Consider the following 23414-nt stretch of genomic DNA (forward strand, 5'->3'; position numbering starts at 1 on the left):
TTACAAATTTGACATAAATTTTACATATTTAACATTTTTTTAATCTTTTTTAATTATAATTTTAATCCCCCCTTTTTCATCCTTTCTCCTTTTTTAATTAAAAGGTTGCTCCCTTTTGGGAGCTTAAAATGTAATGTTTTCTATAAATTCAATATCGTTTTTTATAATAATTGCATCTATGCAAAAAGCGGAGTTTATATTGTGCTTTTTCAAATATACATATGCAGATTTTATAATTCTTTGAAGTTTGGCGTGCGTTATATTGTAAACAGGCTCAAAATTTTTACCGCTCTTTACTTCTATAAAATGAAAAACACTGTTTTTAAAAGCGATGATATCTATTTCTCCGAATTTTGTGTAAAAGTTTCTCTCAATTATTTTAAAATTGTTGTTTTTTAAAAATTGGGCGGCTTTTTGTTCGGCGATATTTCCTTTAGTTTTTGTATTCATACAGTATTTCCAGATGGTTTTGCGGAATGCGTGAGGGTTTTGAATTTTTAATATATGCGAGTGTAACGGACAGTTTAAAAATTTTTTTATTTTCTTTAAATATTGAATGCATAACTTTTAGTTTTACCTTTCCTATTTCTAAAATTTCAGTTTTAATTTCTATTATGTCTCCGAGTTTGGCGCTTGAGAGAAAAACGGCGTTTATATCCTTTACCACATAACCTTCTTCTTTTTCAAAGAAAATGCCTTTTTGGAAGAAAATTTCACTTCTTGCCTCTTCACAGAACGTTATATAATTTGTATGATATACAATTCCGCCTGCATCGGTATGGGAATAATAAATTCTTTTTTTATATTTCATTTTTGTTTTTTGATTTTATATTGCTCTATTTTAAAAGTAAGTGCAATACTTTCTTCTTTTTTTTCAAAATTTACAGGAAAATATGCCCTTATCACATATTTATAATCTTTCAGGGCGTCTAAAAAGTCATAAAAATTTTTGGGGTTTTTTATAACGGCGTCAACCATGTAAGATGTTTTCAAAAAAATGTTTTGGTAAGCGGAGGAGTTGATTTCTTTAATATTTAATATATTCATATATTTTGAAGCAAATGATTTAAAATTTTTTTTATTAAAATCTCTTTTCAGGGCTAAAATTACTTTTTTGTTTTCTTTTTGCAGTTTTTTAAGTGTCAATGATTTTTCTAAATAACGGTTTTTTAAATGTTCAAATTCGGTTTTTGTTTTATAATATTCGTTTTGGTTTTTTTTGAAAATTCTAATAGACGGGGCTATAATTAAGCCGATACTAAATAATGTTAAAACAATAAATGATGTAAAAAAAAGAAAATTTTTTATAACATCTATTCCGTATATTTTTATTTTCGGTATTTTAAAAGAGTTGATTTTTGGTAATTTCATTGTTTACTCTTTAAATAATTTTCGGATTTGAATCTGTACCAGCCGTTTGGCATCTGGTAAAAGTAGGTTTTTGTTTCATTAAAAATAGATTCAAGAGGCGGAAGCATTAAAATATTATATATGTCCTTACTCGGGGTTATTCCGTAAAGTACAAGCCTGTTTTTGTCAAATTCGCATGAACTAAGGGTAATCGGGTCGGGTATTAAATCAAGCAGGTTCTTAATGCTTTGTTTTAAAAGTGAGTTTTTAACCATAATGTCTTCATACAGTGTTTTTTCTTTTAAAATAAATGTTTTTTGTTTTTGAATATTTGTTAATTTAGCGTTTAAATTTATAATTTCTTTTTGAAATGTATCGGTGTCTTTTTTAAAAATATATGCTTTCAGGCTTAAAAACACTCCAAACAATATATAAAGACTCAGGGAAATAAAAATAAAAACAAGCCATAATTTTGTATCTTCTAACAAGAGCGGTTTTTGTTTCGGTTTTGTAAAACTATACATTTTTCCTGCTTATTTCGTTTATTGTTTTTAATATGTCGAAATTTTCTTTTTTAGCTTCAATTAAAAGCATATCTTTTATTATTTGTGTAACATCATCGTTTAAAATACCGCTGTCTAATATAACAATGTTTTCAATAAAATCTTCAGAATAATTGTTATAATATTCTTCAAGCGATGATTTTATAAAATTGACAACATCCATTTCAATTCCTGTTTTAATTTCTTTTTCTTCAACTTCAGGAATGTCTTCTATTTTATCTAAATCTTCTACCATACCATCATCATCGTCTATTTCTTCTATTATTTCGTCGTCTGTATTTTCATTGTTTTCTTCGAACATCTCTTCTATTTTTTCGTAAATATCGGAATAAACAGGAATATTTTTATGATAAATCAATACATAAAATTTTTCTTTTGTAATAATTACATATAAAGTGTTTGTTTTTTTTGCGGCTTTATAATCAATAAGTGAAAAAATTGAATAAATAAAATCGAGATTGAATCTTTTTAGTTCCATTAAATCAAAAATAGAAGCATATACGGCAAATTTATTGTTTATACAGATATATTTAATGTTTTCGGTTTCTATGCCGAATTTGGAAAATTCTTTTTTTTCGCATGTGGGAATAACGCCCTGGTTTATAGTCTGTATCACGGAAGAGAGATATGTTTGGGGAATATCCTGGGATAATTCTTTCATTTTATTTATTAAATCTTTTTTATTTTCGAATTCAAATCTGTTTTCTTCCAATAATTTATTGTTTTTATATATTTCATTTAACATTTTATAATTTTCATCAAAATAAAAAGAAATATACTGTTTTTTTATAAATCTTTTTAAGAACATAACGGATGCGCTTTTATGTAATTTTTTAATTTCAAATTTGAACTTAATTTTGTATAAATCTGGGTGGTTGAAATAAATTCATGCCCCAGCAGTTCGCTTACATCGTTTATTCTGGCACCTTTATTTAGTAAATAAGTGGCAAACGAATGTCTTAGCTGATGAGGCGTTACATGAATGCCTGTTTTTTTAAAAGCTTTTTGAATAATATATCGTAATTTGCTTTCCCCTAAGGGAACGGAATTTTTTTCAAAAAGATATTCTTTTTTCGGATTTATTTTTAAGAATTTATTGATAAAATCTTTAAGTTTTGGATGAAGCGGAAGTATTCTTGTTTTATTCCCCTTGCCTTTTATTTCTATCCATTCACCTTTTATATCGTTTAATTTTATATTCGCAGCTTCGCTTATCCTGAGCCCCAGGGAGAAAATTACGATAATTGCTAAATATTCTTCCATATCGGCTATTTTTAAAACCTCTTTTATTTTTTCGATGCTAACGGGTTTTGGAAGGGTTTTAGGTACTTTTATATGCTCATCCCCTATAAGTTTGTATTTAAACCCTTCACTTTGTAAAAATTCAAAAAAACTTCTGATGGCGGATATTTTTTTTGCTATGGTTTTTTTATTTAAAGAGGCAATATGCAATCTGTAAGGCGTTATATCGATTTCATTGTTAATTATTTCAATAAAATTAATTGCCTCTTTGAGTGTGCTTTCATAGGTTCTTAAAGTCTCTTTTGATTTTGTTTTTTCAATATATTTCAAATATTTACGGGATTCTTTTTGCAAAAACGTTTTCATACAGTTTTTTCCCCTTCCTATACATCTTTTGTGCCTTTTCTTTTAAACTTTCCGGTAAAAGAAGCGAGGGCGTCAATGTTTTATATTCGTCTATTATAATTTCAAGCATTATTTTTACTTTTTCCCTGTCCTGTTTTGTAATATTTTTTTTGTTTGCAATAATTTCAATTTTTTTAAAATATTTTTCTGCGTCATTTATATAATTTTGCCATTCGTTTGCAATTTTGGACTGTGTGTAAACTGTAAACGCCATTCTGTTATATGGCTCTAAAATATATGCTTTTTTTGCCAAAAGCTCGGCTTTTTTATAATCGCCTATTTCAAAAAAATATTTAGCTTCAAATGAAAGCCTGTATGAATCGTTTAACATATAATAAATAAAAACTCCTAAAATAATTATACCAAGAAAAACAAGAATTTTTTTTATATTACTTCTCCTATCAGATTATGATTAATTATTTCTTTTATTTTTACGTTTACAATTTTTCCCAGATTTTTGTTATCAGGGGCAATCTTAACGGTGAAATTATTATTGCTTCTGGCAAGTGTCTCTTCTTCAATCAAAGCTTTGTAAATTTTGCCGAGTTTATTTTGATATATTTCATCCTGGATGGCTTTGTGCATATTTTGAAGTTTATGCAGTCTTTTTTTTGCCGTCTGTTTGTCTATTTGATTGGCCATATTTGCCGCTTCTGTTAGAGGTCTTGGAGAATATACAAAACTGAACATCTGCTCGAATCTTACTTTTTCTACCACATCAAGCGTTTCATTAAAATCCTCTTCGCTCTCTCCCGGAAAACCGACGATTATATCGGTGGTTATTGAAACCTCCGGGATTTGACGCAAAATTTCGCATCTGTTTAGAAACCATTCTTTAGAATATCCTCTTTTCATGGCTTTAAGTATTTTAGTGCTTCCGCTTTGAAGGGGAAAATGAATATGTTTTGCAATTTTAGGATTGTTTGCAAATTCATCCAAAAATTTGTCGTCTGCATGAAGAGGGTGGGGGGAAGTGAATCTTATGATTTCAATTCCGTTAATTTTACTGACTTCTCTTAAAAGGTCTGTAAAATCTACTTTGGGATGGGCAACACTGAATCTTTTTCCGTAATTATTGACATTTTGGCCAAGAAGCGTTATTTCTTTTACGCCTTCATCTGCTAATTTTTCAACTTCTTTTAAAATTAAATCCATAGGAATGGATATTTCTTTTCCACGTGTTTTCGGCACTATGCAAAAAGCGCATTTTTTGTCGCATCCGACCATTATATTTACAAAATCTTTATATGGATTTTTTCTTGTGTTTTTAAACATATATGTTGTGTCATCATAATTTATATCGGTAAAAATATATTTTTCTTTGTTTACTGTCTCATTTATTTTACTTACATTTCTGGCTCCAAGCACAAAGCTGACAAAAGGAGCTTTTTTTATAATTTCCTCTCCCATATGGCTTGCAGTGCATCCGCAAACACCGAATTTTGCATTTGGATTTATTTTTTTCAGTTTTCCAAGCTCGGAGAAGAGTTTGTTAACCGGTTTTTCTCTTACTGAGCAGGTGTTGAGGATAATTAAATCCGCTTCATCCGGATTTTGTGTGGTTTGATATTCATTTGAAAGCTCTGCGACAATATGCTCGCTGTCTTTTACATTCATCTGACAGCCGAAAGTTTCAATATAGAGTTTTTTCATTTCACAACTCACCACTCACAACTCACCATTCACTATAAAATATGCATTTCATACATATACGCCCCCTCGTCAAGCCCGTATTTTACTTCTCTGAAATATACCGAAAATCCCATTTCGCTTAATTTGTCTATCAAATCTTTAAGATTTTTATAACTTGTGTCTTTGTGAAAATAATAAAATGAGTTGGATTTAACACTTTTAAGAAAATCTTCCATATTTACTTCTTTTGTTTTATGTTCATTTTCTATTAATTTTAATGTCATTTTTGTCCTTTTTACTATTATTTTATCAAAATTTTTTGTAAAATTATACCCAAGAAAACTCCCCGTTTCTTCTTAAATAAAAAAAATCATTGAAAAAAGGGTTATAAGTGGAAAAAATAGAAGATTTATTATCATTGGTGGCGCATGAAAAAGGACTTGATAAAGAAGAAGTAAAAGAAGCTTTTAAACGCTCAATTATTAAAACTGCCAAAAAATATATAGGTGACATTGATGTTGAAATTGATTTAGAAAATAAAATGGGAATTTATCAGATTTTTGAAGTTGTAAATGACGACAGAGCACTTGAAAACAGCGAAAAATATTTATACCTCGACGAAGCGAGGGATTTTGAGCCTGATATTCAGTTAGGGGATAAGTTAAAAGTGGAACTTGATTTGTCAAAACTCGGAAGAAGCGGCGCTAACAGCTTGCAAAGAGAATTTGAAAAGGAAGTTACAAGACTGCTTGAAAATGAAATTTACAGAAAACTTATTTCAAAATTAAACACTATTGTGACAGGTGAAGTTGTAAAAGTTGACAGTGAAGAAAACACATGGGTTGATTTAAACGGCGTAAAAGGCGTTCTTCCTATGAGAAACAGAATAAAAGGTGAAAAATTTGAAGTTGGGGATGTGTTAAAAGCCCTTTTGAAGTTTGTCCATTTTGACGATAAAAGAGGAATTGTTATAGAACTTAGCCGAACAAGCCCGAAATTTTTGGAGAAATTAATTGAAAAAGCGGTTCCCGAGGTAAGAGACGGAATTATCAAAATTCATGCAAGTGCAAGAATACCGGGTATTAGAAGCAAGGTTGCCGTAAGCAGTATAAATCCGAGAATTGAGCCTATAGGAACAATAATAGGTAAAAACGGAGTCAGGATAAATGCCGTAAGCAATGAATTAAACGGTGAAAATATTGATGTAATAGAATATTCCAATAAACCTGAAATTTACATAGCAAGGGCTCTTTCACCCGCAATTATAAAAAGCGTAAAAATAAATGAAAAAGACGGAGTTGCGATTGTGGAGGTGGACCCTGAGCAAAAAGCCAAAGCAATAGGAAAAAACGGAGTAAATATAACACTGGCCAGTATGCTTACAAAATATAAAATTGTGTTAGAAGATGCCAAAGAGAAAACAAAAGACACCTCAAAGCTTGAAAATCTGTTTAAGATATAGTGAAAATGGTGAAAGTAGTGAGTAGTGAAAATGGTGAGTAGTGAAAATGAATTGTGAGAAGGAATAAATTGTGAAATATTTTTATTTTTCCTTTATTATTGCTGTTGCCGGTTTGGGGCTTGCTTTTTTTGTCGGGAGATTTGAAGCTGTTTATTTAACGGCAATTTTGGCTGTTTTGGAAATTTCCCTCTCCTTTGACAATGCAGTGGTAAATGCAAAAATTTTAAAAACAATGGATAAAATCTGGCAAAGAAGATTTTTAACCTGGGGACTTATAATAGCGGTTTTCGGAATGAGACTTATAATCCCTATTTTAATAGTGGCTGTTGCCGCAGATATTGGAATAATGGAAACTGTTAATATTGCTTTGTTTGAGCCTGATAAATATGAAAGTATTTTATCAAACACCGAAAATCTCATATATGCGTTTGGCGGTGCTTTTTTATGGATGGTTTTTAGCGATTTTATGTTTGAAAAAAAAGAAATAAAATGGATAAAACCAATAGAAAAAACAGCCGAAAAATTTGGAAGGGTTAATAATATTTCTTTAATGATTGCAATTTTAATCGGAATTATAATAGTTTATGACGCCAAAAGTCATACAGTGGCAATAGCTTATTTTTTAGGTATTTTATCTTATTCCCTTTTAAAAGCGCTGGATGAATATTTTTCCACCGAAAATGTAAAAAACGGACTTATGGGACTTATATATCTTGAAATTTTAGATGCCTCTTTTTCATTTGACGGAGTAATCGGGGCTTTTGCAATTACCTCAAATATTATTTTAATAATGCTTGGGCTTGGAATCGGCGCAATGTTTGTCAGAAGTCTTACCATCTGGATGGTTGAGAAGGAATTACTTGATGAATACAAATATCTTGAACACGGTGCACATTACGCAATAGGGATTTTGGCTTTTATTATGTTTTTAAAAATTTTTATAGAAATTCCGGAAGCCGTTACAGGGACGCTTGGGCTTATTTTACTGATAGCGGCGTTTGTTCATTCAAAAATGGAACTTAAAAAAGTGAAAAATTAAATGATTTTTATTTCTTCAATTAGTTTTATTCCAAAATTTTCATAAACCCTTTTTTTTGTGAGGTTTATTAAATAAATCATATCTTCAAATTTACCTTCTCCTAAATTTACAAAAAAATTGGCATGAACTTTTGAAATTTGAATATCCCCCCTTTTTTCTCCTTTAAGCCCCGTTTTTTCAATCAGTCTTCCTGCGAAATCACCTTTTGGGTTTTTAAACACACTTCCGAGGCTTGGTTTTTTTGGCTGGTTTTTTCGAAGATTTTTTAAATATTTATCTAAAAAAGGGTCATAATTTCTTTTTATTTCAAAAAGGGCTTCAAAAACCGGAGCATTTATGTTTGAATACCTGTAATTAAATAAAATATCTTTTTTTTCTATCCAGCCGTTAAGCGTTTTTACGGCAATTAAATTATTTGAAATTTCTTCATTTTTTACACCGGCATTCATTTTAATGCTTCCCCCTATTGTGCCCGGCAGGTGGGAGAGAAATTCAAACCCTCCGATATTTTTTCTTTTGCAAAAATTATAAAGAACCCTGTTTTTAACTTTGCCTCCAACTTTCAGGTAACCGTTTTTATATTCGATAAATTTGTATTTATCAGATAGAATTCCCAAATTTTTAGCATTTGGAGAAATAAGTGTATTGGCGGCTCTTCCAATTAAAAATTCATTATTGTAATTTTCTTCATCTATTATTTTCACTTTAATTTTAGGTCCGATTTTTATGGAAGAAAACTTTGAAAAATCTATAATTTTAAATTTTTCACTACTCACAACTAACTACTCACTATCTCAAAAACGTTGGTATCAGTTTAAAAACATAAGTGGTAAAATCTATCATTTCATTCATCATCCACGGCATTGTAAGAATTAAAATCACCGCAATAGCTATAATTTTCGGAACAAAACTCAGCGTCATTTCATTAATTTGTGTGGTAGCCTGAAAAATGGAAATTATAAGCCCCACCACCATACCTACTAACAGTGCCGGAAGTGAGAGTAAAAGAGCGAGTTTGAGTGTTTGTACCGCTAAAGCGATAACCTCAGACTGATTCATTTTTCATTCCTGTGGCTTTTTTTACTACAATGTCAACTTTTTTCATTTCTTCATCGCTTAATTTTGTAACAATTCCTTTTGAAAATATTATTTTTCCTGTTGAAATTATTCCTATTGCGTTTGCAACTATTTCACTGTCCTTACTCATTAAATCTCTTTTTTTTATAAATATTCTGTAATCTCCCCCGAGAATCTGTCCGGAAAGGGGTAAGACTATTACCGTATGGTAAAGCCCCTTGAAGCAGGCTTCGTTTAAAAAATTATTTTGATAAATTAAAAATGGTCTAACTTTTGCAGAATCGGTCAGTTTTGCAAAATATATTTCACCTCTTTTAAAATTAACAGGGGGTTCACCTTTAAATTCCCCTTCCAAAAACTCTATAAAACTTGCCCTTTGAGTTCTCGGTTTACATTTTAGCGCTAATTCATTTCTTTCATACCACTTTTGAAATTCATTTTCACTACTCACCACCCCGCCTTTTGCAAGCGGCCGGGCAGGTTTTCACCGCTTTCACATCTTAAGTTTTTATATTCTTTTGGAATTAAATAATTTCTTACATCTTCCATATGCGGGATTAAATTGTTTTTATATCCAAGCTCAAAGAGTTTATTGAGTGCGTTTAACTGTTCTTCGTCCATTTCAACCGATTTATTATTGGCGTAAAGGTCTAAATATTTATCCAGTGTTTTATTATCAACCCTTACCAAATTTCTTTCAAGAAGCATTTTTGAGAGTATGTTTTTATGCCTGTTTGCAATATCAACGGCTTTTGTCAATATATTTTCTATATTTATGGCATCAAGCAGTGGAATTGAACGCCTCAAAGCCATTCCCCCGAGAGGCAGCGGAATATCTCCGGCAAGTTCTTTCCATATATCCCACAGTTCTTTTTCCACTTCGAGTTTTTCATTAAAATTTAAAATACTTTCATGTATTAAAACCCCGGCATCAACCTCACCGCTTAAAACAGCATCTTCAATTTCAAGGAAATTTTTATATACAATTCTTGCTTTTGGATAGTAAATTTTAAAAAGCAGGGCATTAGTTGTATATTTTCCGCTTAAAGCCACTTTGAAATTCGGTTTTAACTTTTTGCCTTTTAATTTAACAAGTTTTGGCCCGTATCCGTATCCGAAACTAACCGCACATCTCAAAAGGGCGTATTCATTTTTTAAAAAAGGATAAGCACCGAAACTTATGGCACTTATGTCATAAATATTTTGAAGGGTTTTTTGATTGAGAGTCTCAATATCTTCCGCTTCGCTGTCAAAAATATAACCGTTGTTTCCATTTCCCGTTTTCCATTTAGTAGAGATCCATCCAAATTTAATGGCGTAATACATAAAAATATCGTCTGCATCCGGAGAATGCGCCAAATTATATGTTTTCAAGATAGTCCTTTAAAAATTAAATTTTTAATAACCTTTTTTGTTATAATTGTAACAAAAAAAGGTCTTTAATGAATGATAAAAAACAAAAAGCTTTGGATCTTGCAATTAAACAGATTGACAAGCAGTTTGGAAAAGGAGCTTTGGTAAAGCTGAGCGATCGGGATATAGAACCTATTGAGGCGATTCCCACTGGAAGTTTCGGCCTTGATATGGCCCTTGGAATTGGCGGTATTCCAAAAGGAAGAATTACCGAAATATACGGACCTGAAAGCAGCGGTAAAACAACGTTAGCGCTTTCAATTATAGCCGAGGCTCAAAAACAGGGCGGTGTGGCCGCATTTATAGACGCGGAGCATGCCCTTGATGTAATTTATGCGAAACATATAGGCGTGGATGTGGATAATTTATTGGTGTCACAGCCCGATTACGGGGAGCAGGCTCTTGAAATAGTTGAAACACTCGCCAGAAGCGGTGCGGTTGACATTATTGTAATTGATTCAGTGGCCGCCCTCACCCCAAAAGCGGAGATAGAAGGAAATATGGGGGATGCACAGGTGGGTGTGCAGGCAAGACTTATGTCTCAGGCCCTTAGAAAGCTGACCGCCGCAATTCACAAGATGAATACAACAGTTGTATTTATCAACCAAATCAGAATGAAAATCGGAATGATGGGATACGGTAACCCTGAAACAACAACCGGCGGTAACGCTTTAAAATTTTATTCTTCCGTAAGGCTTGATGTCAGAAGAATAGCAACACTGAAACAGGCGGATAAAGAAGTAGGTAACAGAACAAAAGTAAAAGTAGTAAAAAACAAAGTGGCACCGCCTTTTAGGATAGCGGAATTTGACATAATGTTTGGAAAAGGAATAAGCAGGGAAGGCGAAATTCTCGATTACGGTGTAAAACTGGATATTGTTGATAAAAGCGGAGCGTGGTTTAGTTACGGTGCCACAAGGTTGGGTCAGGGCAAGGAAAATGCGAAAGAATATTTAAAAACGCATCCTGAAGTTGCAGAGGAGATTGAACAGAAAATTAAAGAGGCCATGGGAGTGGAACTTTCAAATATGATTGAGGCATTAGAAAAAGAAACTGAAGAAAAAGGAGAATAAAATGGTTTTTATTGAAAATATATTTGCAGATGAAATTTTAGATTCCAGAGGTAATCCGACTGTCAGAGTAACGGTTGAATTAAGCGACGGTGTTGTAGCAAGTGCGAATGTTCCAAGCGGTGCGAGCACAGGTGAAAGGGAAGCGCTTGAGCTTAGAGACGGAGATGAAAACAGATACGGCGGAAAAGGCGTGTTAAAAGCGTGTGAAAATATAAATTCAATCATTGCAAATGAATTAATCGGTATGAGTCCGTTTGATCAGGCTGAAATTGATAACACAATGATAGAACTTGACGGAACAGAAAATAAAAGCAGATTAGGTGCTAATGCAATTCTCGGTGTAAGTATGGCTGTGGCAAGGGCTGCTGCTTCATCTTTGTCTCTTCCGCTTTACAGATATTTGGGGGGAAGCAATGCACTTGTAATGCCTGCGCCTATGTTAAATGTTATCAACGGCGGTGTTCATGCTGACAATGATGTCGATTTTCAGGAATATATGATTATGCCAGTCGGTTTTAATTCTTTTGAAAGGGCGTTAAGGGCGGCAGCAGAAACATATCATACTCTTAAAAATCTTCTTAAAAAAGACGGACATCCTACTGCTCTTGGTGATGAAGGGGGATTTGCGCCTAATTTTAAAAATAATGAAGAGCCTTTAGAATATTTGGTAAAAGCGATAAAAGAAGCTGGTTATAAACCAGGAGAAGAAATTGCACTCGCAATGGACCCTGCAAGCAGTGAATTTTATAAAAACGGAAAATATGTTTTAGCCGGTGAAGGAAAAGAATTAAGTGCCGAAGAAATGGTAAATTATTATGCGGCTTTGGTTGAAAAATACCCTATTGTTTCCATAGAAGACGGTATGGCTGAAAACGATTATGAAGGATGGAAGCTGTTAACCCAAAAACTTGGAAATAAAATTCAGTTGGTGGGTGACGATGTTTTCGTAACAAACAAAAAACTGTTAAAAAAAGGAATTGAAGAAGGTATTGCAAATTCAATCCTTATTAAATTAAATCAAATAGGAACAGTTACAGAAACAATGCAGACTATGAGACTTGCATACAGAAACAATTATACCTGTGTGGTAAGTCACAGAAGCGGTGAAACCGAAGATGCGTTTATTGCGGATTTTGCTGTGGCGATGAACTGTGGCCAAATTAAAACAGGAGCGCCTGCAAGAGGTGAAAGAACCGCTAAATACAACAGACTTCTTGAAATTGAAAGAAGTGTGGAGGGAACTGAATTTATAGGGGCTGAAATTTTTAAATGATAGAATTTGACGACATAAGAGCTAAAAGAAAAGTGGATTTAAAAATAATTTTAGTTATTTTGCTTTCTTTTCTTTTTGGCATTTATATTTTTAATTTGCTTTTTGGTGAAAAATCTTTCAGCAGAATGTTGGATTTACAAAAAGAATATAAAATTTTAAATAAAAAGGTAAATGATTTGAAAAAAGAAAATACAACGCTTCAAAAAGAGTATTTTGAACTTAAAGAGCTTGAAGGAAAATAATCTAATGAAAAATGTAAAATGTAAAATGGAAAATTAATGAGAATATTAATACTGATTATAATGAATGTTTTGTTATTTGCAAGGATAAATCCGTTTGAACCTGTAATTAACCCTCAAAATAAAATAATTATTAAACCCGAATTTTTTAAAGAAAAAAAAGTTTATTTTCCAAATGACGCAAGAATTTTAAAAAAAATTATTTTTGTTTATCAAAATTCCAGCGGAGATATTAAAAATAAAGAAATTTTAATAAACAAAAATATTGATTTTCACTCTCCCGTAGTTATTATCCATAAACCTAAAACTTTCGGAATTAAAGAATATAAATTTGATTCTCTTTTTACTCTTTTTATCAAAAATAAAAAACTTTTTATAAAAACAAAAGATAAACTGATAAGAAATATGTTTTTAATCAGACCGTTCAGGCTTGTTCTGGATTTTCAAAAAAACGCAGATTTTTTAACGATGAAAAGAATTATAAAACAATATTTTGTAAAAAAAATTGTTGTTGGAAACCACAAAGGTTTTTATCGGATTGTTATATATTTTGATACGAATTATTCATATAAACTCACAAAAACTGAAGAGGGGATTAAAATTGAGCTCAAATAACCTGCTTTTAACAGGTTTTATGGGCAGCGGGAAGTCTACAATAGGCAGAATTTTAGCTAAAGAGATGAAAACTTTTTTTCTTGACACGGATTTACTGATTGAAAATTTTGAAAATAAAACTATCAGTGAAATTTTTAAAACCCATGGAGAAAAAATATTTCGCCAAAAGGAGAAATACTGCTTCGAATGGATTAAAAAAAATGTTTTTAATACTGTTATTTCAGTAGGGGGAGGGTTTCCGGTATTTATTCCTGAGATTAAAGAAGCAGGGATTGTGGTTTATCTAAAAGTGGATTTCGAAGATATCTTAAAAAGAATGGATAAAAAAGAAATTGAAAAAAGGCCTCTTTTTAAAGAGAGATCAAAAGCTGAGGAACTTTATTATTCAAGGACTAAAATATATGAAAAACTGGCCGATTTAACTGTTGAAAACCAAGATTTACAAAACAGCGTGAATATAATAAAGGAATATTATGAAAATTTCAAATCAAAACATTAATGCCATTTTGCGAATTGATGCTCAGAAAAAAGCACAGGATGTTGTAAAAAATGTTTTGGGAAATTTGCTTGAGAAAACTTTTGAAAATACAAAGGCCATAGAAGAAGCTGCAAAAGCCACCGGAAAAGGAAATAACTTAAATATTAAAGTGTGAAAAAGTGAGATGTGAGTTGTGAGTTGCAAAAAAGAATTAATTGATTTTTATCAAAAAAGAAAAAAATATATTCAAAAATATTTAAATGAAAATATTGATTTTACAGAGGTAACTGACCCTTGTATTGATAAAAAAAGGGATAATCCCATAATGATTATAGGTGAGGCTCCTGGTAAAAAAGAGGTTGAAATGCATTCGCCTTTTGTAGGAAAGGCAGGGGAAAATCTGAATTATCTTATAAATTTAAGCGGACTTGATAGGTGCGGGGATTTTTTAATAACCAACGCCTTTCCGTTTAGAACATTTGAAGATAATAAAAACAGAACTCCAAAAGCAAATGAACTTAAAATTGGTGCTGATCTACTTGAAAAAGAAATAAATATTGTAAAACCTTCTATTATTTTGCTTCTTGGAAATTCTGCAATTAAAGCATTTTCTTATATAAATAAATTTAAAAAAGTTAAAAATTTAAAAAAATGCGGTGTTTATGAAATAAACGGATTTAAAATCGGGGTTTGTTTTCATCCTTCGCCTCTTGCATTTAACAGAATTGATATAAGAAACGATTTAGAAAAATTTTTTAAAAATTTAAAAAATTATTTATAATTTTAAAATATGTTTTAAAGATTTTTCAATTGTAGGATATTTGAATTTAAATCCATTTTCTAATAATCTTTTTGGATAGACTTCTTTAGAACTTGTTAAAACGCCGGCCCCTTCACCGTATTGTAAATGAAGAATAAATTTTGGAATTCTAAAAATTGTAGGTCTATGTAAAACTTTTCCAAAAATCCTCGATATCAATCCAGGACATTTTCATTTCGCCATTTCCAATAATTCCTCCAAGACCTATTTTAAACGGTAAAAGCATTTCTTTAAGAGCACCGCCTTTTCCTAAAACAACACTGAGTCTTATTGTAGTTGTAGGTTTGTTGCATTTATTTGCTTCGTTTTCCCATTCTTTTGCCAAATTTCCCAAAAAATCATCTGCAGTAATGTTACAGTATTCATCACACGGAGTATTTTCCGGATAGATTCCGATTGCAGAAGTTGAAATAAAGTGTTTTATATTGCTTTTATTAATAGACTTCACCAGTTTTTTTGTAGTTTCAATTCTGCTTGAATAAAGTATTTTTGTAATTTTCAGACCATCTTTTTAATATACTAGCCCCCGCTAAATTAAAAGCTATATCAACATCTTTTAATTTTTCAACAATTTCTTTTTCGTTGTCATTTCTATTTATTTCAATGAAATCAGGAAAATAATTTTTTAGATTTGAGCCAATAAATCCACCGGCTCCTGTAATTGCTATTTTCATATTTCTCCTTAAAATAATGAAGGAATAAATTATACTTTATTTTTTAAGAATTTTTTAACCCTAATTTAGAAATTTGTATATAATTTGATTAATAAAACCAATATGTTAAATATATAAATAAGTATAGTGACAGACACTTATAATTGTTATAAAAAAAGAAAAAAGAGGAATTACATCATTCCTCCCATTCCTCCCATATCCGGCATTGCCGGAGCTGCTTTTTCTTCTTTTGGTTCTTCAGTTACAGCAGCTTCAGTTGTTAATAAAAGTCCTCCAACACTTGTTGCGTTTTGAAGAGCTATTCTCTCAACTTTGGCCGGGTCGATAATTCCGGTTTCAAACATATTTACATATTCTCCACTGCTTGCATTAAATCCAGTTTCATCATCTGCCTCTTCAACTGTCAGAGCAACTACACCAGCTTCAAATCCGGCATTTAAAGCGATTTGTTTAATTGGAGCTTTTACCGCTTTTTTAATTATGTCTATTCCTATTTGTTCATCAGGGTCTACACTTTCAACTTCGGCTTTTTTGGCTGCTTTAAGTATGGCAGCGCCGCCACCGATTACCGTTCCTTCTTCTACAGCAGCTTTTGTTGCGCTTAATGCATCATCAACTCTGTCTTTTTTCTCTTTCATTTCAGTTTCAGTTGCGGCACCGACTTTAATTACTGCAACTCCGCCGCTGAGTTTTGCAAGTCTTTCTTGTAATTTTTCTCTGTCATAATCACTTGTTGTTTCTTCAATTTCTTTTTTAATTTGGTTAATTCTTGCTTCGATTGAAGCTTTATCGCCTTTTCCATCCACAATTGTGGTATTTTCTTTATCTACTACCACTCTTCCAGCCTGTCCTAAGTCTTGAAGGGTTGCACCTTCAAGTGTTCTACCAAGCTCTTCGCTGATTACCTGTCCGCCTGTTAGAATTGCAATATCTTGAAGCATAGCTTTTCTTCTGTCACCAAATCCAGGAGCTTTGACAGCAACTACGTTTAACACTCCTCTTAATTTGTTAACAACGAGTGTTGCCAATGCTTCACCTTCAATATCTTCGGCAATAATTAATAATGGTTTATTTCCAGTTTGAACCATTTTTTCAAGTAATGGCAATAAATCTTTCATATTGGAAATTTTTTTGTCATATAATAAAATATACGCATCTTCATATTCAGCCACCATTTTATCGGCATTTGTTACAAAATAAGGGCTTAAATAACCTCTGTCAAACTGCATACCTTCAACCACTTCAAGTTCATCTTGAAGCGATTTTCCTTCTTCAACAGTGATAACACCGTCTTTTCCGACTTTATCCATTGCTTCTGCAATAAGCTCACCTATTTTTTTATCATTGTTTGCTGAAATTGTTGCGACTTGAGCGATTTGTTCTTTATTTTCTACAGGTTTGCTCATTTTTTTAAGTTCGGCGATAATCGCTTCTACCGCTTTGTCCATTCCTCTTTTAACTGCTATTGGGTTAGCGCCGGCAGTTATGTATTTTAAACCTTCTTTAAAGATTGCATGTGCCAAAACTGTTGCTGTTGTTGTTCCATCACCCGCTTCATCGGCAGTTTTGCTTGCAACTTCTTTTACAAGCTGAGCTCCCATGTTTTCCACTGGATCTTTTAGTTCTACTTCTTTAGCTACACTTACACCGTCTTTTGTGATATGAGGTGCTCCGAAACTTCTTTGAAGCAAAACATTTCTTCCTTTTGGACCCATTGTAACTCTAACTGCATCTGCAAGTTTTTCAACACCTTTTAATAATTCGTTTCTTGCTGCATCTGAATATATTATATTTTTTGCCATGCTCCCCTCCTTATTCTATTTTTCCAAGAATATCGTCGGTATTTAATACCAAATATTCTTTTGAGTCAATTGTAATTTCTGTACCTGCATATTTTGCAAACACTACTGTATCACCTACGTTTATTGGCAGGTTTTCATCTTCTTCCACTTCTTTGGAAATAGCAACCACTTTTCCTTCAAGCGGTTTTTCTTTTGCATTGTCCGGAATAATAATTCCGCTTGCTGTTTTTGATTCTTCTTCAACTCTTTCAATTAGAACTCTTAAGCCTATAGGTCTAAACATTTCCGCCTCCTTTTAGCAGTTATTTTGTTTAACTGACGAAATTATATAAAAAAAGAAAGAAAAAGTCAAGAAAATTATTTAAATTTTTAAGAAATGTTTAGTTAATTAGACTAAGGTATTTTATGAAGAAATCATTAAATTAGGTAAAAACAGTGAAATTTGAGGAATATATGTAATTAATATCAGTCCAATTAATATAACTATAAACCAAGGAATTACAGATTTAACCACTTCTTTTATCGGAAGGGAAGTAATTCCGCTTGCTACAAACAGATTAAGCCCTACAGGAGGTGTCAGCATTCCGAGTTCCATATTTATTGTAATTATTACACCAAAATGAATAGGGTTTATTCCAAGCAGTTTTGCAACCGGTAAAAGCAGGGGAACCATTATCATAATAATAGAACTCGGTTCCATGAAATTACCCGCTATAAGCAATAATATATTTACGGCAATTAAAAATCCTATTTTTCCAAGATGCATACTTACTACCCAGTTGCTTAACATTTGCGGAATATTCTCGAGAGTCAGAAAATATGCAAATACGGAAGCATTTGCAATAATAAACATTATCATAGCACTTGTTGCGGCGCTGTCTAAAAACACTGTTTTTAATTCTTTAATATTAATGTCTTTATAAATAAAAATCGCTATAAAAAGTGCCCAGACAGCCGAAACGGCAGCGGCTTCTGTAGGAGTAAATATTCCGCCGTAAATCCCTCCTATAATAATGACAATAGTCATTAAAGCCCAAAAAGCTTCTTTAAATTTTTCCCATCTCTCACGCCAGCTTGCAGGGGCGGTTTTTTTAAACCCAAGCCTTTTTGCTCCGAAATATGTAACGGCTATTAACATAAAACCTATTAAAAGACCCGGAATTATTCCGGCAATAAAGAGTTTTCCAATGCTTTGTTCCGCAGTTACCCCGTAAATAATCATAACGATACTCGGCGGTATTAAAATTCCAAGGGACCCGCTTGCCGTAATTGTCCCCACGGCGTAAGATTTGGGATAACCGGCGGCTGTTATCGCACCGAACATTATAGAACCGATTGCTGCGACAGTGGCAGGGGATGAGCCTGAAACAGCTGCGAAAATAATGCTTGAAAAAATTGCTGCAATAGGAAGTCCGCCCGGAAGATGGCCTACAAAAGCTTTTGCAAAATCCACTATTCTTTTTGCGCTCCCACCTTTACTTAATATATTTCCGGCCAAAATAAACATGGGAATAGCCATAAGTGCATATTTATCCAGCTTTGAAAACAGTGCACTGGCAAGGTCTATTAAAGATTCTTTTCCTTCGAAAATATATGAAGTTATAAAAGTTGAGGCTCCGAGTGCCACTGCGACAGGGGTGCTTAAAATAAGGAATATAAAAAATATCCCAAAAAGAGTCAACGCCACGCTCATATATTTTCTCCAAGATTTAATTTTGTTTCTTCAATAATCATTTCATGCTCGCTAACCTGTTTAATATCATCAGAAGGGGTTTTAATAAGTTCAATTATTTTTTGTGAAACTCTTATTGATGCGCTTAAAAAAGCAAGAGGCAGGGCAATATAAGGTATCCACATAGGGATATTTAAATCAATGCTGATTTCGCCGCTGGCCTTTAATCCTAAGTCCGGGTCAAAAATAAACAAATAGCCAAAATAAGCCACAGCCAGTAAATAAATAAGAGTAATTAATTTTGCCAAAATAATTGTATATTTTGCTAAGATGGAAGGCAGAACATCTACCAATAATGTAACTTTAATATGAATTTCTTTTCTAAAACCGTATGCCGCCCCAAAAAGGGCAGACCATATAAAAAGATAGTTGGTCAGTTCAAACGCCCAGTCTATTCCCTGATGAAACATAAACCTTGCAATTACGTTTATAAAAGCTAAAAAAACACCTGCCGAAATTCCAAACGAAGCAATAAATTCATTTGTTAATCCTACACTAATATCAATCCATTTTAAGAATTTCATTCACCCGCTTTAATCGCTTTTTCAATTAAATCTTTTCCGATAGTGCCGTAAAATTTTGGATAAATGGCTCTTAATTTTTCCTCCCAGAGTTTTCTCTGCCCAGGCGTTAATGTATCGATTTCAAGTTTTCCTGTTTTTTTTGCATATTCTTGAATCTTTGCAAGCTGTGAATCATTAAGCTGTTTTGCCCAGATTCTTTCTTTTGCAGTGGCTTCTTTGAAGGCTTCTTTTACAACAGCTTTTAAATTATCAGGCAGTTTTTTCCAGAATGCTTTGCTCATTACTACCATATATCCCAAATATCCGTGATTAGATAAAGTCATATATCTTTGAACCTCATAAAATTTTTTTGTATATATATTTGAAATTGTATTTTCCTGTCCGTCAACCACTCCTTGTTGAAGAGCTGAATATACTTCACTGAAAGGAAGTACTACTGGAATCGCTCCAAGAGCCTTAAATTGTTCAATTAACACTTTTGAACTCATGACCCTGAATTTTAACCCTTTGCAGTCTTCAGGTTTTATTAAAGGCCTTTTTGAATCACTTATCTGTTTGAATCCGTTATCCCAGTAACCAAGGGCTACATATCCTTTTTTTGTAACCATATTTAAAAGTTTTTGTCCTACTTCTCCGTCAAGAACTTTATGTAAATGATTGTCATTTTTAAACAGAAACGGTAAATCAAATAAAGCAAGCTGGGGAACAAGCCCTGTAAATTTTGAAAAACTAGGGGCCGCCATTTGTACGGCATTAAATTTCATTTTTCTAAGAACAACTTTATCCCCGCACAACTGAGCATTGGGATAAACTTCAACTTTTATTTTTCCATGACTTAACGCTTCAACCCTTTTTGCAAAATAATTGGCCGCTTTTCCTTTAGGTGTATCAGGTGATACAACGTGTGAAAATTTAATAACATAATCTGCCGCAAATGAAAAACTTGCAATTAACGCTGCACTTAATAATCCTTTTAGCAATTTCATTTTTTCTCCTTTTTTTAGTATTATATCATTTATAGGTTTATCAAATGTTTTTATTAAAATAAAATTAATGTATTGTTACTATGTGTAACAAAATTTATTTTTATATTGACAAACTTTATTTATTTTTTTATAATTTCACTCCTGCAGAAGGTGAGGTAGCTCAGCTGGTCAGAGCGCCGGTCTCATAAGCCGGAGGTCGAGAGTTCAAGTCTCTCCCTCACTACCAATGAAATCCCCGAAAAATACGATGTTTGATAAAAAATATAAAAAATTAATTGACATATGTTAAATTTAGTATTATAATTATTAAAAAAAGAGGTGTTGTGTTTAATATCAAAAAAATGCCTTTTATTAATAAAATAAAAAATAAAGAAACAAATTATACCCTGAAATTATTGGACAGGTATGATTATCCGGATGATATAAAAGAACTGGTTTATGATTTTATTAAAACTTCATCTCATTCCGAACTTCAAAGGTTTGTAAATTCCCAAAACATATTTAAATTCTCCCCCAATATCGATATAACTGAAGATTTTGATAAATTAAAAGAAAAATTAGCCTACGAATTAAACGAACAACTCATTAAACTCGCTTTTTGATATAATTTTAAAAAAAGGCGATTTGTGGTTTTAGCTTTAAAATACAGGCCCAAAAGATTTGAAGAAGTGGTGGGTCAGGATGCCATAATAAAAACTCTTGTAAATTCTCTCGATAAAAAAAGATTAGCCCACGCATATCTGTTTTCAGGACTCAGAGGGACGGGAAAAACATCGACCGCTAGGATTTTTGCAAAAGCGCTTGAATGCGATAAAGGTCCTACGTCTAACCCTTGCGAAATATGCGAAAACTGTGTAATGGCCAATGAAAACAGACATATCGACATTATTGAAATGGATGCGGCAAGCAACAGAAAAATAGAAGATATCAGGGAACTCATTGAACATACAAAATATAAACCGACTTACGGAAAATATAAAATTTTTATAATTGATGAAATTCATATGCTTACAAACGAAGCTTTTAACGCACTTCTTAAAACCCTTGAGGAACCGCCTGAATATGTAAAATTTATTATGGCGACCACAGACCCTTTAAAACTTCCCGCTACAATTTTAAGCAGGGTTCAGCATTTCAGATTTAATAAAATAAACGAAAAACTTATAGAAAATTATTTGATTAAAATTTTGAGCATTGAAAATGTAGAATTTGAAAATGAAGCTTTGAGGCTACTTATAAAATCCGCAAAAGGTTCCATCAGGGATTCACTGACTCTGCTTGATCAGGCCATTGCATATTCAAAAGGTAAAATAGATACCCAAAGCGTTGTGGAAATGCTTGGGGTTATAAATCCGGAAATTATTTCAAAAATATTTGAAAGCATATTAAAAGAAGATAAAAAAGAGGTAAAAAATTTAGTAGAGAAAATAAAAGATTATGATATCGAATCCATTTTGGATGAGGTTATTTTATATGTAAAAGATGCGGTGTTTAATTCAACTCTTCCTCTTGTAACGGCAGGCAGATTTTTAAATATTATTTCCGATGCGAGGGAACTTATAAAATACAATACCGATAACGAATTTGTATTGCTTTTAATGTTTTTTAGAATGATTGAAGCTATAAAGCCTCATAAAATAGATGATTTAATACAAAATTTAGAACAAAAAATAGATGTCAGAGCATATGAGCCGAAAATCGAACAAAAAGAAGATTTATTTAAAACTTTAATTAAAAAAATAAAAGAAAGAGACATTGATTTGGGGGTCTGTTTTGAAACAAGCGTGAAATTTATCTCTTTTGAAAACGGTGTAATTACATGGGAGAGCTGTCCGGATGAAAACTGTAAAAATATGTTTAAAAGATTTTTTTCACCTGTAATCAGGCCTTTGATTAACGAAATTTTCGGTATCGGGGTAAAAATAGAGCCAATTAGATGCGAAAAAAAAAATGAAAAAAAAAATGAAATAAATAATGTAAAAAAGCCAAAAGAAGTTAAAAATATTTTTTCAAAAACAGATGATGTTATAAATAAAGTCAGGGAAATATTCGGAAGCGATGTTGAAATAACGAAAATCAATCATCAATAAGTTTTAATTTACCTTCTTTTAATTCAAATTCATTAAAATCGTTTGCCACAAAAGCAATTCCGTTGTAATATTTTTTAAGTTCATTTAAAATAGGTTCATTTGTCTGATATCGTGGAGATATATGCGTAGCTATGAGGTTTTTTACATTATATTTTTGGGCAGTTTCCGCCAGATTTTTTGCGGTTGTGTGCATATATTGTGTTTGCATATTATCAAAAACTGCCTGTGTATATGTGCTTTCATGAATCAGTAAATCAAGATTTTCAAGATAAGGGCATAAAATCTCCGGCTGGGCATTGTCTCCGGCTATAATGATTTTTTGTCCTAAAACAGGTTTAAGCAGATAATCTTCAGCCCTAAATATTTTACCTTCAAATTCTACATCTTTTCCTTTTTTAATCTCTCCATATAATGCACACGGTTTTAATCCATCATTTATAAGTTTTTCCTGGTTTATTTTATTTGATTTATCATTTTCTTTTATGTAATAGGCAAAACATTCAACAGAATGCATTAAAGGTAAAACCTTTAGCTTAAATTTATCAAAAGCCATTTCAGCCCCGGCGTATATTTCATTAATATTAAGCTCATATCCTAAATGTTCATAACTTATATCTACCACAGATGAAATTAACTTTTTTAATCCTTTAGGTCCGTAAATTGTAAGAGGTTTAGTGATTTTATCAAGCATTCTCGAAGTTATAAGACCAAATAGCCCATATACATGATCACCATGAAGATGTGTTATAAAAATTGTATCAAGCTTTGCACTGCTGAGTCTTGATTTTAATATCTGATGCTGCGTGGCTTCTCCACAGTCAAACAGATACCATTTATTATCATTTTCAAATTCCATTGCAAGCCCTGAGACATTTCTTTGTTTTGTAGGCCTTCCAGCACTTGTACCAAAAAATAAAAATTTCAA

Annotated in this window: 33 protein-coding genes and 1 tRNA gene; 12 read left to right on the forward strand and 22 right to left on the reverse strand. The window is 32.1% G+C overall.

The window, feature by feature from the left end:
• Positions 1-123 precede the first annotated feature (123 nt).
• Genes DZ65_RS0105160 through DZ65_RS0105200 form a run of 9 tightly spaced genes read right to left on the reverse strand, consistent with a single transcriptional unit; the run spans position 124 to position 5476 of the window.
• Complete coding sequence (locus tag DZ65_RS0105160) at positions 124-450, reverse strand: YraN family protein (protein WP_035908167.1); 327 nt, start codon at positions 448-450, stop codon at positions 124-126.
• Complete coding sequence (locus DZ65_RS0105165; protein ID WP_024791310.1) at positions 434-811, reverse strand: thioesterase family protein; 378 nt, start codon at positions 809-811, stop codon at positions 434-436. Before DZ65_RS0105165 ends, DZ65_RS0105160 begins: the two co-directional genes overlap by 17 nt.
• Entirely contained in the window at positions 808-1371 is a 564-nt protein-coding gene (locus tag DZ65_RS0105170) for a hypothetical protein (RefSeq protein WP_024791311.1), read from the reverse strand. Before DZ65_RS0105170 ends, DZ65_RS0105165 begins: the two co-directional genes overlap by 4 nt.
• The gene (locus DZ65_RS0105175) at positions 1368-1874 is read right to left on the reverse strand and encodes a hypothetical protein (RefSeq protein WP_024790872.1); all 507 of its coding nucleotides are present in this window, start codon (positions 1872-1874) and stop codon (positions 1368-1370) included. Before DZ65_RS0105175 ends, DZ65_RS0105170 begins: the two co-directional genes overlap by 4 nt.
• Positions 1867-2721 carry a hypothetical protein gene (locus tag DZ65_RS0105180; protein WP_024790873.1) on the reverse strand — a complete coding sequence of 285 codons (855 nt, stop codon included), beginning with the start codon at positions 2719-2721 and terminating at the stop codon, positions 1867-1869. Before DZ65_RS0105180 ends, DZ65_RS0105175 begins: the two co-directional genes overlap by 8 nt.
• Complete coding sequence (locus DZ65_RS09935; protein ID WP_035908168.1) at positions 2712-3521, reverse strand: tyrosine-type recombinase/integrase; 810 nt, start codon at positions 3519-3521, stop codon at positions 2712-2714. The genes DZ65_RS0105180 and DZ65_RS09935 overlap by 10 nt, the downstream gene beginning before the upstream one ends.
• Positions 3490-3891, reverse strand: a complete 402-nt coding sequence (locus tag DZ65_RS0105190) for a hypothetical protein (RefSeq protein ID WP_024791312.1) — start codon at positions 3889-3891, stop codon at positions 3490-3492. The genes DZ65_RS09935 and DZ65_RS0105190 overlap by 32 nt, the downstream gene beginning before the upstream one ends.
• 53 nt (positions 3892-3944) lie before the next feature.
• Complete coding sequence (gene miaB, locus DZ65_RS0105195; protein WP_024791313.1) at positions 3945-5213, reverse strand: tRNA (N6-isopentenyl adenosine(37)-C2)-methylthiotransferase MiaB; 1269 nt, start codon at positions 5211-5213, stop codon at positions 3945-3947.
• Positions 5214-5245: 32 nt separating this feature from the next.
• Complete coding sequence (locus DZ65_RS0105200) at positions 5246-5476, reverse strand: HP0268 family nuclease (RefSeq protein ID WP_024789759.1); 231 nt, start codon at positions 5474-5476, stop codon at positions 5246-5248.
• A 107-nt stretch (positions 5477-5583) separates the two neighbouring features.
• On the opposite strand from DZ65_RS0105200, the gene nusA reads away from it, so the two are divergent.
• Together nusA and DZ65_RS0105210 are read left to right on the forward strand one after the other, a co-directional pair.
• Positions 5584-6654, forward strand: coding sequence for a transcription termination factor NusA (gene nusA / locus DZ65_RS0105205; protein WP_024791314.1), 1071 nt, complete (start codon positions 5584-5586; stop codon positions 6652-6654).
• A gap of 70 nt (positions 6655-6724) precedes the next feature.
• Positions 6725-7693 (forward strand): DUF475 domain-containing protein, encoded by a 969-nt coding sequence (locus DZ65_RS0105210; RefSeq protein WP_024791315.1) that lies wholly within the window; start codon positions 6725-6727, stop codon positions 7691-7693.
• Here DZ65_RS0105210 and DZ65_RS0105215 read toward each other — a convergent pair.
• The 4 genes from DZ65_RS0105215 to DZ65_RS0105230 are packed head-to-tail and all read right to left on the reverse strand — an operon-like array spanning position 7690 to position 10147.
• Positions 7690-8469: a UDP-N-acetylmuramate dehydrogenase gene (locus DZ65_RS0105215; protein WP_051433539.1), complete on the reverse strand. Its 780-nt coding sequence runs from the start codon at positions 8467-8469 to the stop codon at positions 7690-7692. The two genes, DZ65_RS0105210 and DZ65_RS0105215, sit on opposite strands and share 4 nt — an antisense overlap.
• Positions 8470-8482: 13 nt before the next feature.
• A complete protein-coding gene (fliQ, locus tag DZ65_RS0105220; protein ID WP_024787613.1) occupies positions 8483-8752 on the reverse strand; it encodes a flagellar biosynthesis protein FliQ in 270 nt (89 codons plus the stop codon).
• Positions 8739-9221, reverse strand: a complete 483-nt coding sequence (locus tag DZ65_RS0105225) for a type II toxin-antitoxin system PemK/MazF family toxin (protein ID WP_024791317.1) — start codon at positions 9219-9221, stop codon at positions 8739-8741. Before DZ65_RS0105225 ends, fliQ begins: the two co-directional genes overlap by 14 nt.
• Complete coding sequence (locus DZ65_RS0105230; RefSeq protein WP_051428186.1) at positions 9218-10147, reverse strand: MqnA/MqnD/SBP family protein; 930 nt, start codon at positions 10145-10147, stop codon at positions 9218-9220. Before DZ65_RS0105230 ends, DZ65_RS0105225 begins: the two co-directional genes overlap by 4 nt.
• Before the next feature lie 65 nt (positions 10148-10212).
• Here DZ65_RS0105230 and recA point away from each other — a divergent pair, with 65 nt between their 5' ends.
• From recA to DZ65_RS0105265, 7 genes are read left to right on the forward strand one after another with little or no spacing between them, the layout of a single operon-like run.
• Positions 10213-11256 (forward strand): recombinase RecA, encoded by a 1044-nt coding sequence (gene recA, locus DZ65_RS0105235; RefSeq protein WP_024787616.1) that lies wholly within the window; start codon positions 10213-10215, stop codon positions 11254-11256.
• A gap of 1 nt (position 11257) precedes the next feature.
• On the forward strand, positions 11258-12529 hold the full coding sequence (gene eno / locus DZ65_RS0105240; protein WP_024791318.1) for a phosphopyruvate hydratase: 1272 nt from the start codon (positions 11258-11260) through the stop codon (positions 12527-12529).
• Positions 12526-12771, forward strand: a complete 246-nt coding sequence (locus tag DZ65_RS0105245) for a septum formation initiator family protein (RefSeq protein WP_024791319.1) — start codon at positions 12526-12528, stop codon at positions 12769-12771. The genes eno and DZ65_RS0105245 overlap by 4 nt, the downstream gene beginning before the upstream one ends.
• A 36-nt stretch (positions 12772-12807) precedes the next feature.
• On the forward strand, positions 12808-13383 hold the full coding sequence (locus DZ65_RS0105250; RefSeq protein ID WP_024791320.1) for an AMIN domain-containing protein: 576 nt from the start codon (positions 12808-12810) through the stop codon (positions 13381-13383).
• Positions 13370-13882 (forward strand): shikimate kinase, encoded by a 513-nt coding sequence (locus tag DZ65_RS0105255; RefSeq protein ID WP_024787620.1) that lies wholly within the window; start codon positions 13370-13372, stop codon positions 13880-13882. Before DZ65_RS0105250 ends, DZ65_RS0105255 begins: the two co-directional genes overlap by 14 nt.
• Positions 13857-14036, forward strand: a complete 180-nt coding sequence (locus tag DZ65_RS0105260) for a hypothetical protein (RefSeq protein WP_024787621.1) — start codon at positions 13857-13859, stop codon at positions 14034-14036. Before DZ65_RS0105255 ends, DZ65_RS0105260 begins: the two co-directional genes overlap by 26 nt.
• A gap of 18 nt (positions 14037-14054) precedes the next feature.
• Positions 14055-14642, forward strand: coding sequence for a uracil-DNA glycosylase family protein (locus DZ65_RS0105265; protein WP_024791321.1), 588 nt, complete (start codon positions 14055-14057; stop codon positions 14640-14642).
• Here DZ65_RS0105265 and DZ65_RS10860 read toward each other — a convergent pair.
• The 8 genes from DZ65_RS10860 to DZ65_RS0105295 form a co-directional block, all read right to left on the reverse strand.
• Positions 14637-14840, reverse strand: coding sequence for a DUF1731 domain-containing protein (locus tag DZ65_RS10860; RefSeq protein ID WP_201767419.1), 204 nt, complete (start codon positions 14838-14840; stop codon positions 14637-14639). The genes DZ65_RS0105265 and DZ65_RS10860 overlap by 6 nt on opposite strands.
• Positions 14806-15129 (reverse strand): hypothetical protein, encoded by a 324-nt coding sequence (locus tag DZ65_RS10865; RefSeq protein ID WP_201767420.1) that lies wholly within the window; start codon positions 15127-15129, stop codon positions 14806-14808. The genes DZ65_RS10860 and DZ65_RS10865 overlap by 35 nt, the downstream gene beginning before the upstream one ends.
• A gap of 16 nt (positions 15130-15145) precedes the next feature.
• On the reverse strand, positions 15146-15355 hold the full coding sequence (locus DZ65_RS10870) for a hypothetical protein (protein ID WP_201767421.1): 210 nt from the start codon (positions 15353-15355) through the stop codon (positions 15146-15148).
• 170 nt (positions 15356-15525) lie between these two features.
• On the reverse strand, positions 15526-17157 hold the full coding sequence (groL, locus tag DZ65_RS0105275) for a chaperonin GroEL (protein ID WP_024787623.1): 1632 nt from the start codon (positions 17155-17157) through the stop codon (positions 15526-15528).
• 10 nt (positions 17158-17167) lie between these two features.
• Complete coding sequence (gene groES, locus DZ65_RS0105280; RefSeq protein ID WP_024787624.1) at positions 17168-17440, reverse strand: co-chaperone GroES; 273 nt, start codon at positions 17438-17440, stop codon at positions 17168-17170.
• Positions 17441-17560: 120 nt separating this feature from the next.
• On the reverse strand, positions 17561-18850 hold the full coding sequence (locus tag DZ65_RS0105285; RefSeq protein ID WP_024791322.1) for a TRAP transporter large permease: 1290 nt from the start codon (positions 18848-18850) through the stop codon (positions 17561-17563).
• Positions 18847-19413 carry a TRAP transporter small permease gene (locus DZ65_RS0105290; protein ID WP_024791323.1) on the reverse strand — a complete coding sequence of 189 codons (567 nt, stop codon included), beginning with the start codon at positions 19411-19413 and terminating at the stop codon, positions 18847-18849. Before DZ65_RS0105290 ends, DZ65_RS0105285 begins: the two co-directional genes overlap by 4 nt.
• The gene (locus tag DZ65_RS0105295; RefSeq protein WP_024791324.1) at positions 19410-20399 is read right to left on the reverse strand and encodes a TRAP transporter substrate-binding protein; all 990 of its coding nucleotides are present in this window, start codon (positions 20397-20399) and stop codon (positions 19410-19412) included. Before DZ65_RS0105295 ends, DZ65_RS0105290 begins: the two co-directional genes overlap by 4 nt.
• 149 nt (positions 20400-20548) lie before the next feature.
• Here DZ65_RS0105295 and DZ65_RS0105300 point away from each other — a divergent pair.
• The 3 genes from DZ65_RS0105300 (at position 20549) to DZ65_RS0105310 (ending at position 22489) form a co-directional block, all read left to right on the forward strand.
• Positions 20549-20625, forward strand: a tRNA-Met gene (locus DZ65_RS0105300).
• A 97-nt stretch (positions 20626-20722) separates the two neighbouring features.
• Positions 20723-21001 (forward strand): hypothetical protein, encoded by a 279-nt coding sequence (locus tag DZ65_RS0105305; protein ID WP_024791325.1) that lies wholly within the window; start codon positions 20723-20725, stop codon positions 20999-21001.
• Between the two features lie 24 nt (positions 21002-21025).
• Positions 21026-22489: a DNA polymerase III subunit gamma/tau gene (locus DZ65_RS0105310; RefSeq protein WP_024791326.1), complete on the forward strand. Its 1464-nt coding sequence runs from the start codon at positions 21026-21028 to the stop codon at positions 22487-22489.
• On the opposite strand, the gene rnz is transcribed toward DZ65_RS0105310, so the two are convergent.
• Positions 22476-23414, reverse strand: coding sequence for a ribonuclease Z (gene rnz, locus DZ65_RS0105315; protein ID WP_024791327.1), 939 nt, complete (start codon positions 23412-23414; stop codon positions 22476-22478). The two genes, DZ65_RS0105310 and rnz, sit on opposite strands and share 14 nt — an antisense overlap.

Origin of the sequence: Lebetimonas sp. JS032, from assembly GCF_000523315.1 — a bacterium.
Lineage (GTDB): Bacteria > Campylobacterota > Campylobacteria > Campylobacterales > Nautiliaceae > Lebetimonas.

Excerpts from the sequence above, each read along its gene's own strand:
- DZ65_RS0105260 (WP_024787621.1), top strand. The coding sequence starts at position 13,857 with ATGAAAATTTCAAATCAAAACATTAATGCCATTTTGCGAATTGATGCT.
- groL (WP_024787623.1), bottom strand. The coding sequence starts at position 17,157 with ATGGCAAAAAATATAATATATTCAGATGCAGCAAGAAACGAATTATTA.
- DZ65_RS0105295 (WP_024791324.1), bottom strand. The coding sequence starts at position 20,399 with ATGAAATTGCTAAAAGGATTATTAAGTGCAGCGTTAATTGCAAGTTTT.
- DZ65_RS0105200 (WP_024789759.1), bottom strand. The coding sequence starts at position 5,476 with ATGACATTAAAATTAATAGAAAATGAACATAAAACAAAAGAAGTAAAT.
- DZ65_RS0105165 (WP_024791310.1), bottom strand. The coding sequence starts at position 811 with ATGAAATATAAAAAAAGAATTTATTATTCCCATACCGATGCAGGCGGA.
- DZ65_RS0105245 (WP_024791319.1), top strand. The coding sequence starts at position 12,526 with ATGATAGAATTTGACGACATAAGAGCTAAAAGAAAAGTGGATTTAAAA.
- DZ65_RS0105160 (WP_035908167.1), bottom strand. The coding sequence starts at position 450 with ATGAATACAAAAACTAAAGGAAATATCGCCGAACAAAAAGCCGCCCAA.
- DZ65_RS0105285 (WP_024791322.1), bottom strand. The coding sequence starts at position 18,850 with ATGAGCGTGGCGTTGACTCTTTTTGGGATATTTTTTATATTCCTTATT.
- miaB (WP_024791313.1), bottom strand. The coding sequence starts at position 5,213 with ATGAAAAAACTCTATATTGAAACTTTCGGCTGTCAGATGAATGTAAAA.
- groES (WP_024787624.1), bottom strand. The coding sequence starts at position 17,440 with ATGTTTAGACCTATAGGCTTAAGAGTTCTAATTGAAAGAGTTGAAGAA.
- DZ65_RS10870 (WP_201767421.1), bottom strand. The coding sequence starts at position 15,355 with ATGAAAATAGCAATTACAGGAGCCGGTGGATTTATTGGCTCAAATCTA.
- recA (WP_024787616.1), top strand. The coding sequence starts at position 10,213 with ATGAATGATAAAAAACAAAAAGCTTTGGATCTTGCAATTAAACAGATT.
- DZ65_RS0105180 (WP_024790873.1), bottom strand. The coding sequence starts at position 2,721 with ATGTTCTTAAAAAGATTTATAAAAAAACAGTATATTTCTTTTTATTTT.
- DZ65_RS0105290 (WP_024791323.1), bottom strand. The coding sequence starts at position 19,413 with ATGAAATTCTTAAAATGGATTGATATTAGTGTAGGATTAACAAATGAA.
- eno (WP_024791318.1), top strand. The coding sequence starts at position 11,258 with ATGGTTTTTATTGAAAATATATTTGCAGATGAAATTTTAGATTCCAGA.
- fliQ (WP_024787613.1), bottom strand. The coding sequence starts at position 8,752 with ATGAATCAGTCTGAGGTTATCGCTTTAGCGGTACAAACACTCAAACTC.
- DZ65_RS0105175 (WP_024790872.1), bottom strand. The coding sequence starts at position 1,874 with ATGTATAGTTTTACAAAACCGAAACAAAAACCGCTCTTGTTAGAAGAT.
- DZ65_RS0105250 (WP_024791320.1), top strand. The coding sequence starts at position 12,808 with ATGAGAATATTAATACTGATTATAATGAATGTTTTGTTATTTGCAAGG.
- DZ65_RS09935 (WP_035908168.1), bottom strand. The coding sequence starts at position 3,521 with ATGAAAACGTTTTTGCAAAAAGAATCCCGTAAATATTTGAAATATATT.
- DZ65_RS0105190 (WP_024791312.1), bottom strand. The coding sequence starts at position 3,891 with ATGTTAAACGATTCATACAGGCTTTCATTTGAAGCTAAATATTTTTTT.
- DZ65_RS0105170 (WP_024791311.1), bottom strand. The coding sequence starts at position 1,371 with ATGAAATTACCAAAAATCAACTCTTTTAAAATACCGAAAATAAAAATA.